The sequence below is a fragment of the Massilia eurypsychrophila genome (assembly GCF_002760655.1).
Classification (GTDB): Bacteria; Pseudomonadota; Gammaproteobacteria; order Burkholderiales; family Burkholderiaceae_D; genus JAFCUW01.
In genome coordinates this window covers 49819-65553 of sequence record NZ_PDOC01000021.1, presented here as the reverse complement: position 1 = coordinate 65553, position 15735 = coordinate 49819, and the positions used below count along the sequence as shown (strand labels likewise).

Annotated in this window: 9 protein-coding genes; 4 read left to right on the top strand and 5 right to left on the bottom strand. The window is 66.4% G+C overall.

Annotated features, from left to right (window positions below; all coding sequences use genetic code 11):
• Positions 1 to 199 precede the first annotated feature (199 nt).
• The 4 genes from CR105_RS22685 to moeA all read left to right on the top strand — a co-directional run bounded on the left by CR105_RS22685 (position 200) and on the right by moeA (position 7721).
• Positions 200 to 3295, top strand: a complete 3096-nt coding sequence (locus CR105_RS22685) for an Rne/Rng family ribonuclease (RefSeq protein WP_099792468.1) — start codon at positions 200 to 202, stop codon at positions 3293 to 3295.
• 99 nt (positions 3296 to 3394) lie between these two features.
• The gene (gene chrA / locus CR105_RS22680; protein ID WP_099792466.1) at positions 3395 to 4732 is read left to right on the top strand and encodes a chromate efflux transporter; all 1338 of its coding nucleotides are present in this window, start codon (positions 3395 to 3397) and stop codon (positions 4730 to 4732) included.
• A complete protein-coding gene (moaA, locus tag CR105_RS22675) occupies positions 4725 to 5834 on the top strand; it encodes a GTP 3',8-cyclase MoaA (RefSeq protein ID WP_099792464.1) in 1110 nt (369 codons plus the stop codon). Before chrA ends, moaA begins: the two co-directional genes overlap by 8 nt.
• 6 nt (positions 5835 to 5840) lie before the next feature.
• The gene (moeA, locus tag CR105_RS22670) at positions 5841 to 7721 is read left to right on the top strand and encodes a molybdopterin molybdotransferase MoeA (RefSeq protein ID WP_099792462.1); all 1881 of its coding nucleotides are present in this window, start codon (positions 5841 to 5843) and stop codon (positions 7719 to 7721) included.
• Between the two features lie 283 nt (positions 7722 to 8004).
• Here the strand turns inward: moeA and CR105_RS22665 are convergent, their stop codons facing one another.
• From CR105_RS22665 to CR105_RS22645, 5 genes are read right to left on the bottom strand one after another with little or no spacing between them, the layout of a single operon-like run.
• Positions 8005 to 9429 (bottom strand): hypothetical protein, encoded by a 1425-nt coding sequence (locus CR105_RS22665; protein ID WP_131021797.1) that lies wholly within the window; start codon positions 9427 to 9429, stop codon positions 8005 to 8007.
• Between the two features lie 4 nt (positions 9430 to 9433).
• Entirely contained in the window at positions 9434 to 11431 is a 1998-nt protein-coding gene (locus CR105_RS22660) for an acyl CoA:acetate/3-ketoacid CoA transferase (protein WP_099792458.1), read from the bottom strand.
• Between the two features lie 17 nt (positions 11432 to 11448).
• Entirely contained in the window at positions 11449 to 12771 is a 1323-nt protein-coding gene (locus CR105_RS22655; protein ID WP_099792456.1) for a DNA recombination protein RmuC, read from the bottom strand.
• Complete coding sequence (locus CR105_RS22650; protein WP_099792454.1) at positions 12771 to 13169, bottom strand: group II truncated hemoglobin; 399 nt, start codon at positions 13167 to 13169, stop codon at positions 12771 to 12773. Before CR105_RS22650 ends, CR105_RS22655 begins: the two co-directional genes overlap by 1 nt.
• Before the next feature lie 42 nt (positions 13170 to 13211).
• Positions 13212 to 15734, bottom strand: a complete 2523-nt coding sequence (locus CR105_RS22645) for an ABC transporter permease (RefSeq protein ID WP_099792452.1) — start codon at positions 15732 to 15734, stop codon at positions 13212 to 13214.
• Position 15735 lies beyond the last annotated feature (1 nt).

Genomic DNA, 15735 nt, shown 5'->3' with positions numbered 1-15735 from the left:
GAAAGTTGCAGGTGATGCGTGCACTCGGCATGTCGATCGACCCCACCGCGCCCCGTTGCGGCCGCAACGCCTGTCGTTGCTGCGCCGTGCATGAAGGCATACCCACCCTCCAACTCTCCGTTCCCGCGTACATCCCATGTACATAAGCCGCCCTGACAAGGTGGCCTGGATCGGCCTTCGGGTCGTGGAGTCAATAAAAATGAAACGTATGTTGTTTAACGCTACGCAGCAAGAAGAGCTGCGCGTAGCAATTGTCGACGGTCAGAAACTGATCGACATCGATATCGAGTCGGCCGGCCGCGAACAGCGCAAGTCGAACATCTATAAAGGTGTCATCACCCGCATTGAACCCTCCCTCGAAGCTTGCTTCGTCAGCTACGGCGAAGACCGCCACGGCTTCCTCCCCTTCAAAGAAGTTGCCCGCACCTATTTCCGCGAAGGCGTCGACGTCCGTACCGCCTCCGTCAAGGAAGCGCTGCGCGAAGGCCAGGAAATCATGGTCCAGGTCGAAAAAGAAGAGCGCGGCAACAAAGGCGCGGCGCTGACCTCGTTCGTCTCGCTGGCCGGCCGCTACCTCGTGCTGATGCCGAACAACCCGCGCGGCGGCGGCGTATCGCGCCGTGTCGAAGGCGAAGAGCGCCAGGAACTGCGTGAAACGATGGACAAGCTGGACCTGCCGCAAGGCATGTCGGTCATTGCCCGCACCGCCGGCATCGGCCGCAACGTCGAAGAACTGCAGTGGGACTTGAACTACCTGATGCAATTGTGGCGCGCGATCGAAGGCGCCGGCAAGCAAGGCAACGGCGCGTTCCTGATCTACCAGGAGAGCTCGCTCGTCATCCGCGCCATCCGCGACTACTTCCAGCCCGACATCGGCGAGATCCTGATCGACACCGACGACATCTACGAGCAGGCGCATCAGTTCATGAGCCACGTGATGCCCGACATGGTGCACCGCGTCAAGCGCTACAGCGACGACGTGCCGCTGTTCTCGCGTTTCCAGATCGAACACCAGATTGAAACGGCGTACTCGCGCACGGTGCCGTTGCCGTCCGGCGGCGCCATCGTCATCGACCACACCGAAGCACTGGTGTCGGTCGACGTCAACTCGGCCCGCGCCACGCGCGGCTCGGACATCGAGACCACCGCGTTCAACACCAACTGCGAAGCGGCCGAAGAAGTGGCCCGCCAGTTGCGCCTGCGCGACCTTGGCGGCCTGATTGTCATCGATTTCATCGACATGGAAGTGGCGAAAAACCAGCGCGAGGTGGAAACCCGCCTGAAAGACGCGCTGCACCACGACCGCGCGCGTGTCCAGATGGGCAAGATTTCCCGTTTCGGCCTGATGGAACTGTCGCGCCAGCGCCTGCGTCCGTCGCTGTCCGAAGGCAGCCACGTGACGTGCCCGCGCTGCTCCGGCACCGGCCACATCCGCGACACCGAATCGTCCGCCTTGCAAGTCCTGCGCATCATCCAGGAAGAGGCGATGAAGGAAAATTCGGCCACCATCCACGTCCAGGTGCCGGTCGATGTTGCCGCGTTCCTGCTCAACGAAAAGCGCGGCGAAGTGCTCAAGATCGAGAACCGCCACCGCATCGGCGTGATCCTGATCCCGAACAAGCACCTCGACACGCCGCACTACAAGCTCGAGCGCATCAAGCACGACGATCCGCGCCTCGAAGACAGCCAGGCCAGCTACACCCTGGCCGAGCAGGCCGACACCGACATGGCTTACAGCAAGCGCCAGAAGGAAGAAGCCAAGCCGCGCCAGGAAGCCGTCGTCAAGACGATCACCCCGGCCCAGCCTGCGCCGATGGTCGACCGCAGCGAGCCGGTCAAGCCGGTCATCGTTGCACCGGTGCCGGTGGCGCCGGTCGAGGAAAGCTTCCTCGACAAGATCATCAACTTCTTCATGGGCAAGAAAGCGACGCCAGTTGCCGCGCCGGCGCCAGTTGCCGCGCCAGCCAAGCCGGCTGCTGCCGCTGACCGTGGCGGCGACCGCAATGGTCGTGGACCGCGCGGCCGCAGCCGTGGCGGCAAGCAAGGTGGCCGCGAAGAGCGCGAACCTGGCGCCAAGGCCGGCGTTGCCGACGAGACCGTGAAAGCGGCCGACGCCGAAACCCGCGCCGCCCGCCCGCCGCGTCCGCCACGCCCACCGCGTGAAGCCCGCGAGCCGCGCGAGCAGGCCGAAGCGCAAGCTCCGGCGGCGCCGCGCGCCGAACGTGGCGAGCGTCCTGAACGCGCCGAGCGCACCCCGCGCCCTGCCCGTGAGCGCGCCGACTACCGCGCTGTCGTTGCCGAATCGAAGGCCGACGACGTGATCGTCACCGAAGAAGTGATGGCCTCGTCGATTTCGGTCACCACCGTCGGCCCGGACGGCGAGCACAACGTTACCGAGCAAGTGGTCAAGACCATCACGACCATCGGCCCGAACGGCGAAGAAATCGAAGTCGAATCGGGCGACGAGCCGCGCCGCCGCCGCCGCCGCGGTGGCCGCAACCGTAACCGCCGCGAGCGCGAGCTCGGTGAAGGTGGCGAGAACGAAGCAGGCGACAACGAAGGCGAAGCAGACTCGTCGACCACGGTGGCGTTCACGCCGGTGGCTGACCAGCAAGCGGCCGAAGCTGAGCCGGTACCGGCGTCGGAATACGTCATGGTCGAGCCTGCCGAACCAGCCCTGGCGCCAGCGCCGGAGTCAGTGCAGCCGGAGCCGACCCCGGTCGTTGCCGAAATGCCAGCCGTCGCCGAAGCACCGGTCGTGGCTGTTGCACCAGCCATCGCTGAAGCACCAGCCGTCGCCGAAGCGCCAGCTGAGCCTGCAGTGATGCCGGAAACCATGTTCACGCCGGATACCCCGGTGGAAGCACCGGTAGCCGCCGAGCCAGTCGCAGCCGTGGTCGAAGGCGAACGCGTCGTCGCCGAGCCGGTGGCCATCCAGACAGCGCCGGAAGCTGTTGAAGAGCCAGTGGCCGTTGTCGAAGAAGCGCCGGCGCCGGTCGCCGTTGCAGCGCCGGTCGCGGTTGGAGCGCCGGTCCAGGCAGCGCCGGTGCCGGTTCCCGTGCAAACAATGGCGCCAGCGCCAGTGCAAGCGCCAGTGCAAGCACCGGTTGCCGACTTGAAGGAGTTGCTCGGTTCAGCCGGTCTGACTCTGGCTGCCACCGATCCCGAGAAGCTGCGTGCAGCACAGGAAGCGGCAGCCAGCGCGGCGCCGCCGGTACGTGTTCCGCGTGAACGCAAGCCGCTGCCACCGCAAGTGGACGAGCCGCTGATCCAGATCGACACCACCCGCCAGTAATAGGCCGGTAGCCGATAAGAAGGGAAGCCGCGTGCTTCCCTTTTTTTACGCCCGGGTTGTTGAGCGAAATGCAAATCCCACAATCGTTACAATACCGGCATGACTTCACCTCGCGATATCCGCCCCGCCCCCGTCACGCTGCGTGAAGCCTTCTGGTATTGGCTCAAGCTCGGCTTCATCAGTTTCGGCGGCCCGGCCGGCCAGATCGCGCTGATGCATTCCGAACTGGTCGAACGGCGCCGCTGGATTTCCGAGCAGCGCTTCCTGCACGCCCTCAATTACTGCATGCTGTTGCCCGGTCCCGAAGCGACCCAGTTGGCCGTCTACATCGGCTGGCTGATGCATAAAACGCGCGGCGGCATCGTTGCCGGCGCGCTGTTCGTGCTGCCTTCATTGCTGATCCTCATCGTGCTGTCCTGGATCTATATGGCCTACGGAAACCTGCCTGCGGTGGCCGGCATCCTGTACGGCATCAAGCCGGCGGTCGTCGCCATCGTCCTGGCCGCCGCCTGGCGCATCGGCGGCCGCACGTTGAAAAACCAGGTGCTGATGGCGCTCGCCCTCGCCGCCTTCCTCGCCATCGCCGTCTTCAGCGTGCCGTTCCCGCTGATCGTGCTGGGCGCCGCCGCAATCGGCGTCGCCGGCGGGCGCTGGTGGCCGGCCTGGTTCCAGGTCGGCGGCCAGCGCGCGCATGGCGTCAAGGCGTCGTACGGCGTCGCGCTGATTGACGACGACACGCCGACGCCGGCGCACGCCACCTTCGCCTGGCAGCGACTGGTGCGCGTTGCGCTCATTGGACTGGGCATCGGCGTTTGCGCCTGGCTGCTGCTGGCCGCCCGCTACGGCGTCGCCGGCACGCTCGCCCAGATGGGCTGGTTCTTCACCAAGGCCGCCCTGATGACCTTCGGCGGCGCCTACGCCGTGCTGCCCTACGTCTACCAGGGCGGCGTCGAGCACTACCACTGGCTCACCGCCGCCCAGATGATCGACGGCCTGGCGCTGGGCGAAACCACGCCCGGCCCCTTGATCATGATCGTCGCCTTCGTCGGCTTCGTCGGCGCCTGGAGCGGCGCGCTGTTCGGCGACTCCGCCCTGCTGGCGGCCGGCGTCGCCGGCGCCACGGTCGCCGCCCTGTTCACCTTCCTGCCGTCGTTCATCTTCATCCTGGCCGGCGGCCCGCTGGTCGAATCGACCCGCGGCGACGTCCGCATGACGGCGCCGCTGACGGCCATCTCGGCGGCGGTGGTCGGCGTCATCGTCAGCCTCGCCTTGTTCTTCGGCCAGCATGTGTTCTTCGGCGCCGGCCGCCTCGATCCTGTGGCCGTCGCCATCAGCGCCGCCGCCTGCGTCGCCCTGTTTCGCTACCAGGTCGGCGCCATCAAATTGATCTTCGCCTGTGCGCTCGCGGGCCTCGTGCTATCGTATTGGCATGGCTGAAAAAATCATCATGCTCGCCGACGAGCGCCGGCCTCAAATGGCCATTCCCGCCGTCCTCGAAGCGCCCACCGGCCGCGTGGACGACGCCCTCGCGCGGCCATTGCACGACCTGCGCATCTCGGTCACCGACCGCTGCAATTTTCGCTGCGTCTACTGCATGCCGAAGGAAGTGTTCGACAAGGACTACGCCTACCTGCCGCAAACTGCGCTGCTGTCGTTCGAGGAAATCACCCGCGTCGCCACCATCTTCGTCGCCCATGGCGTCGAGAAGATCCGCCTGACCGGCGGCGAGCCGCTGCTGCGCAAGAACCTCGAACGCCTGGTCGGCATGCTCGCCGCCATCCGCACGCCGAGCGGGCGCGCGCTCGACCTCACGCTCACCACCAACGGCGCGCTGCTGGCCAAAAAGGCGCAGTCGCTCAGGGATGCTGGCCTGAACCGCGTCACCGTCTCGCTCGATTCGCTTGACGACGCCACCTTCAAGCGCATGAACGACGTCGACTTCGCGGTCGCCGACGTGTTGCACGGCATCGACGTCGCCCACCAGGTTGGCTTGGGCCCCATCAAGATCAACATGGTCGTCAAGGGCGGCATGAACGACCAGGAAATCGTGCCGATGGCGCGCCACTTCAAGGACACGCCGTACATCCTGCGCTTCATCGAATACATGGACGTTGGCGCCTCCAACGGCTGGAACATGAGCGAGGTGATCCCGTCGGCCGAAGTGGTGCGCCGCATATCGGCGCACATGCCGCTGGCGCCGGTCGGCGCCAACTACACCGGCGAGACCGCGGCGCGCTGGCGCTACCTCGAGGGCGGCGGCGAAGTCGGCATGATTTCAAGCGTCACCCAGTCGTTCTGCAAGGACTGCACCCGCGCGCGATTGTCGACCGAGGGCCAGCTCTACACCTGCCTGTTCGCCACCCGCGGCCACGACCTGCGCGGCCTGCTGCGCGCCGGCCGCAGCGACGCCGAGATTTCCGGCGCCGTCGCCCAGTTGTGGCGTGCGCGCACCGACCGCTATTCCGACACCCGTACCATCAACACCAGCGGCATCGAGCGCGGCCCAAGGCGGGTCGAAATGTCCTACATCGGCGGATAGTCAAGCATGCAAAAAAATGAACAGATAAGCGCACTGATCCTGGCGGGCGGGCGCGGCTCGCGCATGGGCCACGTCGACAAGGGCCTGCAGCCGTTCCAGGGCGCCACCATGGTCGCGCACGTACTTGAGCGGCTGGCGCCGCAGGTAGGTGCAATCGCCATTAACGCCAACCAGAATCTGGCTAGGTACGAAGCCTTCGGCGTGCCGGTGTGGCCCGACGAAACCACCGGCTTTGCCGGTCCGCTGGCCGGACTTGAAGCGGGCATGCGCCACTGCGCCACGCCGTACATGGTCACCGCGCCGTGCGACTCGCCGTTCCTGCCGCGCGACCTGGCCGCGCGCCTGTTCCACGCGCTGCAGTCGCAACGCGCCGACGTCGCCCTGGCGGTGACGCAGGAAGTCGGCATGCGAAAGCAGCCGCACCCGGTTTTCTGCCTGGTCAAGACGCGCCTGCTGCAGGTGCTGTCAAGCTACCTGGCCGAGGGTGGGCGCAAGATGGACGGCTGGTACGCCGACCTCAAAGTGGCCGAGGTGCAGTTCGACGACAACGACGCCTTCCGCAACATCAACACGCTCGACGAACTGCACAGCCTCGACACCGCGCGCGCGCCGAAGCGCCTGCATGACGTGACCAGCTGCCTGTCAGGCTACGACCCTGACGCGCTGCCGGTGCGCGACGCCCAGCGCATCATCCGCGAATTTGTCTCACCCATCGCCTCGATCGAAAAGGTCGCCCTGCGGGCCGCGCTCGACCGCGTGCTGGCGCGCGATATCACCTCGCCGATCAGCGTGCCGGCGCACGACAACTCGGCGATGGACGGCTTCGCGCTGCGCGGCGCCGACCTGCGCGCCGATGGCCCGACCACGCTGAAGGTCGTCGACACCGTCTACGCCGGCCGGCCGTCCGGCGCGACGCCGGCCGCTGGCGAGTGCGTGCGCATCATGACGGGCGGCGTCATGCCTGCCGGCTGCGACAGCGTCGTTCCGCAAGAGTTCGTCGCCCGCATCGGCGAGGCCGACATCACGGTCGACGCCGGCGTCATCCGCGTCGGCGACAATCGCCGCTTCGCCGGCGAGGACCTGATGGCCGGCAGCGCCGCGCTCAAGAAGGGCAGGATCATCCGCCCGGCCGACCTTGGCCTGCTGGCGTCGCTCGGCATCGCCGAGGTGCCGGTGCAGCGGCGCCTGCGCGTCGCGTTCTTCTCGACCGGTGACGAATTGCGATCGATCGGCGAACCGCTCGACGCCGGCTGCGTCTACGACAGCAACCGCTACACGCTGTACGGCATGTTGCAGCGGCTTGGCTGCGACATCATCGACATGGGTGTCGTCAAGGACGACCCGCAGGCGCTGGAAGAGGCGCTGCGCAACGCCTGCGAAAACGCCGACGCCATCGTCACCTCCGGCGGCGTATCCGTCGGCGCGGCCGACTACACGCGCGACATCATGGCAAGGCTTGGCGACGTCACGTTCTGGAAGATCGGCATGCGCCCGGGGCGCCCGCTCGCCTTCGGCAAGATCAATTCGAACGGCCACAGCGCCTTCCTGTTTGGCCTGCCCGGCAATCCGGTGGCGGTGATGGTGTCGTTCTATTTTTTCGCCCGCGCCGCGCTGCTGTACATGATGGGCGCCGACGCCCCGCTGCCGCTGCTGAAAGTCAAATCGGCTGCGGCCATCCGCAAGAAGACTGGCCGCACCGAATACCAGCGCGGCATTCTGGCGCATGATGCGAACGGCGGGCAGCACGTCAGCATCACCGGCTCACAGGGCTCCGGCATCCTGCGCTCGATGTCGGAGGCGAACTGCATGGTGGTACTGCACGACGAGCAGGGCAACGTCGCCGCCGGCGACCTGGTCGACGTCATGCTGTTCGAAGGCCTGGTTTAACGCGGTACTGCGGCGATGCCGCGGCGCAAATGAAGCCGGCAATTAAATACCGTCATCCTCGCGAAGCGGCGCACCCATGCTGAGCAGAGCGAGGTGACATCGCACGCTCACCATGGGTTGCCGCTCGCGCGAAGTTGACAGCGCTGCTCGCAGCCGCAAAACCTAAAAACCGTCATCCTCGCGAAAGCGGGGATCCATGCTGAGCGAAGCGAAGTGACACGGCACGCCCGCCATGGGTCCTCGCGAGGCCAGAATGACGGCGCTGCTGGCTAACGATCAGCCGTTAAAAATACTCAGGATGATCCCGCATCAGCTTCTGTTCGAACTGATTGACCGATTCAAACAGACCGTGTCCCGGCGCGATGCGCCTGCCCTGGTCCCACGCGCGCCAGGCGCGCGGCATATCAAACCCGGCAATCAAGGTGTCGCCCATGTCCTTGTAGGCGCCGGCCAGCGCCGGATTAGCGCGCAGCACGCTGGCAAACAGCTTCAGCGCCGCGCTTCGTTCGCCCAGTTTTACCCGGTGATTCGCTTCGAACAGCTGCAGGATGTACCGCTTGCTCATGGTCTGCGCCTGCATCGACTGCATCACGCGCGCTGCCGCGAGAAGCCCCGCTTTGTCGCGCGGATTCATCGCCTGGCCAACCGCCCGCACCGACGGATCGGCCTGGATCATCGCCAGCCGTTCAGCGGTAAACCGCTCCATCGGCGCCCCGGTCATCAAGTGCCATTCGGCCGCGCCAAGCATGCCGTCGAGCGTGCGCTTATCGGCAAACGCAGTATTCATCTCAGCGTCGTGGGCCTGGCGGCGCTTCTCCAGCGCCGGTACCCGCGCTAGCTGCGCGCGATCGAGCAGCAGGGCGATTTCATCGCCGCCGCTGCGGGGCGAATACTTACCCATCTCATAGTCGGCCGCCGCCAGCGTCATTCCCGACACCGTAAACGTACTCGTCTCGGTTCCACCGGTGCTTGCGTAGTACATCACAAACGTGGAAGGAACGCGGCGCAGCGCAGCCAGTTTGGCCAGCACCAGCGGATGGCCGCCGAACTGGTAGCGCACGTACCGCGTTAACAACGCGGCGTCGCTGGCGCTGACCGCAGTGCCGCCCGCGGCGATTTTCATCAATGGCTTGCCGTCGATCGACAGGATGGTCTCGGGACCGTCCGCGCGTTCGTCCAGCGTGCGCTGGGTTGACGAGGCAAGCGACAGCGCGTGCTCATCGAATACCGGGTCGAACACGATCTGGTCGATCTGGGCGGCAGCTAGCGTGCGGCGCAGGTTCTCGCGGTTCTTCACTTCCATGACGCGAAAGCCGACCGTATCGAACAGCGAGTAGTCGACAAAGGTGCTGTCCTTCAGATCGACCCGATATCGGCGCCGGCTGCTGAAATCGTAAATCTGAGCATCCGCTGGGGCGACGACGGCAATGTGGCGCTCCCCGAGTACCACCTGGCTTGTGACGCGCTCGTGCTCCGGCCGGCTGGTGGTCGTCCCCGTCCCAGGCTGATTGTGCGTGGCCACGTTCATCTGGAAGCTGAGACCTGCCTGCGCCGACGCGCCAGCCATCAGTAGCGCCGCCGCCACGCAAAACCGCATCGCGCGGGCTACACAATCATGATCCGCCAGACTGGTCGCATTCACCGTGGATTTCCTTGTTGAGTAAAAGGCAACCCGATTGTATGCGACTTCGCTGGCGTGTGCGACCAAATTTCTATTCGTCGTCCGTGAGCTTCGACAGCGCCTCGGCAGGGCTGGCATACAGCGCCGGCTCCTTATGGCTGCGAGTGAACGCGGCGCCCACATACGCGCGCATGAAGGTGCTGTGCGTGTAGCGCGTGACGCGGCTGTAAAAGCGCTCCGTCAGCGCATTGACCATCTCGACGTACGCATCGAGCAGGTCTGGCGCGATCGTGAAGTTGTCGTAGTTGACGATGGCCGGCACCTTGTGCCCGACCGGCGCCAGGCGCGCCGCCACCAGCGCGCTGACGGCGTCGATGTCGGCCATCGACGCTATCTCGAATCCTTCGAAATTGACGAAGAACAGGCGCTTTTGCGCGTCGTACGTGAGGCGTTGTTCGAGCGGCTGCGCCAGCATCGGCGTGCGCCAGCCCATTGCCGCGGGGGCGAAGATGCGCGCGTCCATCAGCTTCAGGTCTGCACTGATCGCCGGCATGAAACCCATGTGCGCCAGGATGTCGCGCTGCAGGTCGACGCCGGGCGCGATCTCGATCAGTTCCAGGCCACTGTCGACCAGCCGGAACACGCAGCGTTCGGTCACGTACAGCGCCGTCTGCCCGCGCTCGAGCGCGTACTTGCCGGAGTAAGTGCGGTGCTCCACCTCGTCGATGAACTTGCGCGACGCGCCCTCTTCGACGATCTGCAGCTGGCCGCCACGGATGGCGATCCTCAGCCCGCCGGCAGTAAATGTACCGACGAACACCACCTTCTTGGCGTTCTGGCTGATGTTGATGAAGCCGCCGGCGCCGGCCAGCCTGGTGCCGAATTTGCTCACGTTCAGGTTGCCGCAGCGGTCCGCCTGCGCCAGGCCAAGGCAGGCGACATCGAGCCCGCCGCCGTCGTAGAAGTCGAACTGGTACGGCTGGTCGATGATCGCGTCGGCATTGGTGGCGGCGCCAAAATTGAGGCCGCCGGCCGGAATGCCGCCGATGACGCCCGGCTCCGCCGTCAGCGTGATCAGGTCGAGCAGCTTTTCTTCGGCCGCCACGCTGGCCACGCCTTCCGGCATGCCGATGCCAAGATTGACGACGTCGTTCGGCCGCAGTTCCATCAGCGCGCGCCGCGCGATCACCTTGCGCTCGCACAGCGGCATCGGCGCGATCGACGACAGCGGCACCCGCAGTTCGCTGGCAAACGCCGCGCTGTACGGCTCGGCGAACGTCTGCATGTGATATTCCGGCTTTTCCGCCACCACCACGCAGTCGACCAGGATGCCGGGGATCTTGACGTCGCGCGGATTGAGGCTGCCGTTCTCGGCGATCCGCTCGACCTGCACGATGACGATGCCGCCCGAATTGTGCGCCGCCATCGCAATGGCCAGGGCTTCGAGCGTCAGCGCCTCCTTCTCCATCGTCACGTTGCCGTTGGCGTCGGCGGTGGTGCCGCGAATGATGCCGACCTGGATCGGCAGCGCCTTGTAGAACAGGCACTCCTTGCCGCCCACCGTCATCACTTCGACCAGGTCCTCGTGGGTGCTGGCGTTGATCTTGCCGCCGCCGAAACGCGGATCGACGAAGGTGCCCAGGCCCACGTGTGTCAGCAGTCCCGGCTTGCCGGCCGCGGTATCGCGAAACAGCTGGCTGATGACCCCTTGCGGCAGGTTGTACGCTTCGATCTGGTTCGTCATCGCCAGCTTCTGCAGTTTCGGCACCAGGCTCCAGTGCCCGCCGATGACGCGCTTGACCAGCCCGGCGTGCGCCAGGTGGTTCAGGCCGCGGTCACGGCCGTCGCCCTGCCCGGCCGCATACACCAGGGTCAGGTCGCGCGGATGGCGCTGCCCGTCTTCGCCCGCCAGGAACGTCTGTTCCAGCGCCACCGCGATATTCTCGGCAAAGCCGATGCCGACGAAGCCGCCGGTGGCAACCGTATCGCCATCGTGGATCAGGCGCACCGCATCGAGGGCGCTGACGATCTTGGTGCGGTTCGCCGAACGGATGGCGGCCGCCGGCAGCGCCGGAGTACGTGGGGGCATGGTGTCTCCGATGACGGTTATCCGCCGGGGCTGTCCAACTCCGCATGGTCGATGTCGGGTCCCAGCAGCAGTTGCGCCGCTTCGCTCGGCAGCGCTTCCACCGATTTTAACTTGCGCGCCATCTGGCGGCTACGCACTTCGGCGCTTTCGATGTTCTTGGCGGCCCGCTCCAGCGTCAGGCGGGTCTGGCTGAGCACATCGCCGAACTTGCCGAACTCGGTCTTGACCGCGCCCAGCACCTGCCACACCTCGGACGAACGCTTCTCCAGCGCCAGCGTGCGAAAGCCCATCTGCAGGCTGCTGAGGATGGCCGATAAGGTCGACGGCCCGGCGATGCTGACGCGCAGGGTGCGCTGCAAATCGTCCGCCAGGCCGGGGCGCCGCATCACTTCGGCGTACAGCCCTTCGGTCGGCAGGAACAGAATGGCGAAATCGGTCGTCAGCGGCGGCGACAGGTATTTTTCGCAGATGGTTTTCGCTTCGCCGCGCACCGCGCGTTCCAGGTCGCGGCCGAACTGCTGCACGCCGTCGGCATCGGCGCGGTCGGCCGCGTCGACCAGGCGCTCGTACTGCTCCTTCGGGAACTTGGCGTCGATCGGCAGCCACACCGGCGCGCCGCCATCGACGCTGCCGGGCAGCTTGATGGCAAATTCCACCCGCGCGCCGCTGCCGGGAATGGTCTCGACGTTTTTCGCATACTGGTCCGCGGTGAGCACCTGCTCAAGCAGCATCTCGAGCTGCACTTCGCCCCAGGTGCCGCGTGTTTTCACATTCGTCAGCACCCGTTTCAGGTCGCCCACGCCGATCGCCAGCTGCTGCATTTCGCCCAGGCCCTGGTGCACCTTCTCGAGCCGCTCCGACACCACCCGGAACGATTCGGTCAGCCGCGTCTCGAGCGTGGCATGCAGCTTTTCATCGACCGTCTTGCGCATCTCTTCCAGGCGCGCCGCGTTGTCAAGTTGCAGGTCCTTGATCTTCGCTTCGAGCGTCGCGCGCACTTCGGCCATGCGCTGCGCATTCGACTCGGTCAGCGCGGAAATGCTCCGGCTAAGCGTGTCGGCCAGCCGCTTGAGCGTGACTGCCTGTTCTTCGCGCCCGCTGGCGCCCTGGGTGTGGATCTGCTGGCGCATGCCGTCGAGCTGCTGCACGCTGCCGGCGTGGTTGTGGGCCATGCTGGCCGCCAGCTCCTGCCGTGTCGCCTGCAGGCCGGCCTGCAGCGCTCGTTCGAGCCGCTCGAACTGGGCGTCCTGGTTGCCGCGCCCGCGCATCAACAGCACCAGCAGCAGCACGATGGCCACCGCCGCCAGCAGCGCGAGGATGATGAATTCTGTCTGCGTCATCAGTCGGCCTTGTTCCGCATCCAGTCGGCGGTCTGGTAAAACGACTCCATCAGCCGCAGGCGCAGCGCCTCGTCGATGCCGACGTCTTCCATCGCCCACGCCATCGCCCGCAGCCACTGATCGCGCTCGCTGCTGCCGATCGCAAACGGCAGGTGGCGCGCGCGCAGCCGCGGGTGGCCGTGGCGCTCCACGAACAGGTCGGGACCGCCCATCCAGCCGGACAGGAACATGAACAGCTTGTCGCGCGAGCCGTCCATCGGCGTTGGGTGCAGCGCGCGGATGCCGGCGAACTCGGGCTCGAGCTCCATCAGGTCATAGAAGCGGTCGACCAGCTCGCGCAGGCGCTGTTCGCCGCCGATGGTGTCATACAAAGTGGGGGATAGTGTCATGCCCGCCATGATAGCGCACGGCCGGCACGACCGTCATGCCCCACTCCCTCATCAGCCCTGGCGCAGCGTCTGCAGCGGCGGCTGTTTCAGCACATTGCGTAGTCCCAGCCAGCCGCCGGCGATGGCGCAGACGATGCCGACCGCCACGCCGGCCATCCACACCACCGGGCTGAAGGTCCATTCGAACTTGAACTGGTACGTCGCCAGCGCCCAGCCGAGCGCCGCGGCGCCGCTCGCCGCCAACAGGCCCGACAAACCACCCACCAGCGAGAACTCGATCCACTGCGCCTGCGACAGCTGCCGGCGGGTCGCGCCCAATGCGCGCAGCAGGCCCGACTCGCGCGTGCGCTCGTCTTGCGAACCCATCAGCGCGGCGTACAGCACCAGCACGCCCGAGGCGAGCGTGAACAGGAACAGGAATTCGACCGCCGTCACCACTTGGTCGAGCACCTCCTGCAGCTGGGAGATGATGCCGCTGACATCGATCACGGTCAGGTTCGGAAATTCGCGCGTCAGCGCGTTGGTCAGGCCAACACCGGACGGCGGCAGGTGAAACGCCGTCATCAAGGTCTGCGGCGTTTCCTTCATCGCCTGCGGATTGATGATGACGAAGAAGTTGGCGCGCATCGAACCCCATTCGAGCTTGCGCAGGCTCGTCACGCGCGCATTCACGATCTGCCCGGCGATATCGAATCGCATGGTGTCGCCGAGCTTGAGGCGCAGCGTCTTGGCGATGCCTTGCTCGACCGATGCTTCGGCCATGCCGGGTTTGTCCTCGTACCACTTGCCGGCGACGATCTGGTTCGACGCCTGCATCTGCTTCATGCTCGACAGGTTGAATTCGCGGTCGGCCAGCCGGCGCGCATCGTCCGCCTGGTAAGTGGTGGCGGTAATCGGCTGGTCGTTGACCGCCGTCAGGCGCCCGCGGATCATCGGGTACAGTACCGCCTCCTTCACGCCCGCCGCCACCAGCCGCTGTTCGACCTGCTCGCGCTGGTCCGGCATGATGTTGATGATGAAGCGGTTCGGCGCATCGGCCGGCGTGGCGCTGCGCCAGGCGCCCATCAGGTCGCCGCGCACCACCGTCAGCAGCAGCAGCGCCATCAGGCCAAGCGCCAGCGACACCACCTGCACGATCGTCGCTCCCGGCCGGCGCTGCAGCGCGCTGACGGCGAAGCGCCAGCTCTGGTGGTCGAACGCGCCACGCAGGCGGCGCAGCGACAGCAGGCCAAGCCAGCCGGCCAGCGCGAAGAGGCCAAAGCCGGCAAGAAAACCGACCGCCGTCAGCAGCGCCAGTTTGGTGTCGCCGGCCTGCCACAGCAGCAGCGCGACAAACGCGGCCACGCCGAAGCCGTAGGTGGCCACGACCATCGCCTGCGGCGCCGCCTGCTCGCGGCGGATCACGCGGTTGTGCGGCACATTGCGCAGCTGGAGCACCGGCGGCAGCGCGAAGCCGACCAGCAGCAGCATGCCGGTGGCGATGCCCTGCAGCGCCGGCAGCAGCGACACCGGCGGCAGCTCGGTGCTGATGAATTTTCCGATCAGTTCGAGCAGCACGTAGTGGGCGCCGAAGCCGACCAGCACGCCGAGCACGCTGCCGGCCAGGCCGACCAGCACGAATTCGATCAGGTACAGCGCGCTCACTTCGTTCTGCGACAGCCCGAGGCAGCGCAGCATCGCGCACGCGTCCAGGTGGCGCAGCATGAAGCGGCGCGCCGCCATCGCCACGGCCACCGCCGCCAGCATCGCCGACAAGAGGCCCACCAGCGACAGGAAGCGGTCGGCGCGGTCGAGCGTGGCGCGCATCTCGGGACGGCCGTTTTCCAGCGATTCGATCCGCACGCCCTTGGCGCCGGCTTCGGCGATGCGCGCCTTGAGCCACTGCTCGTACTGCGCCACCGGCGCAAAATCGTTCGCCGACGGCGACGCCACCTGCATCCGGTACGTCACGCGCGAACCGTTGTCGACCAGGCCGGTGGCGGCCAGGTCTGCCATGGACAGCATGACGCGCGGCGCGAAATTGGCGAACGACGGACCGCGGTCCGGTTCGGCGGCGATGATCTGGGCGATGGTGAAGCGCTTTTCGCCGACCTTGACGGCGCCGCCGACCGACGTCTTCAACGCCGTCAGCACATTGGCGTCGACCCACACGGTGCCCGGCGCCGGGGTGGCGTCGGTCTTGACGCCCTTGATGTCGGCGGCGTCGCGCGTGACCTTTACCTGGCCGCGCAGCGGATAGCCGTCGCTGACCGCCTTGACCGACGCCAGCTGCGCCAGCGAGGCCTCGCCCTCGCCCGCCTGCGCCATGCTCGGGAAGGTGACGGTGTCGGCCAAAATCAGGCCGCGCCGCTGCGCCTCGGCGCGCCACTCCGCGCGCACCGGCTGGTCGCCATTGACCAGCAGGTCGGCGCCGAGCAGTTGGTGCGCATCGCGATTCAGGCTCGAGCGCATGCGGTCGATGAAAAATCCCACCGCCGACAGCGAGGCGACGGCGATGATCAGCGCCACCAGCAGGAAGCGCAGTTCACCCGCGCGCCAGTCGCGCGCAGTCATCCGGAACGATTGAATCAGCATG

Coding starts and splice junctions, on each gene's coding strand:
- CR105_RS22660 (WP_099792458.1), bottom strand. CDS start 11,431: ATGCCCCCACGTACTCCGGCGCTGCCGGCGGCCGCCATCCGTTCGGCG.
- moeA (WP_099792462.1), top strand. CDS start 5,841: ATGCAAAAAAATGAACAGATAAGCGCACTGATCCTGGCGGGCGGGCGC.
- CR105_RS22645 (WP_099792452.1), bottom strand. CDS start 15,734: ATGCTGATTCAATCGTTCCGGATGACTGCGCGCGACTGGCGCGCGGGT.
- chrA (WP_099792466.1), top strand. CDS start 3,395: ATGACTTCACCTCGCGATATCCGCCCCGCCCCCGTCACGCTGCGTGAA.
- CR105_RS22650 (WP_099792454.1), bottom strand. CDS start 13,169: ATGGCGGGCATGACACTATCCCCCACTTTGTATGACACCATCGGCGGC.
- moaA (WP_099792464.1), top strand. CDS start 4,725: ATGGCTGAAAAAATCATCATGCTCGCCGACGAGCGCCGGCCTCAAATG.
- CR105_RS22685 (WP_099792468.1), top strand. CDS start 200: ATGAAACGTATGTTGTTTAACGCTACGCAGCAAGAAGAGCTGCGCGTA.
- CR105_RS22655 (WP_099792456.1), bottom strand. CDS start 12,771: ATGACGCAGACAGAATTCATCATCCTCGCGCTGCTGGCGGCGGTGGCC.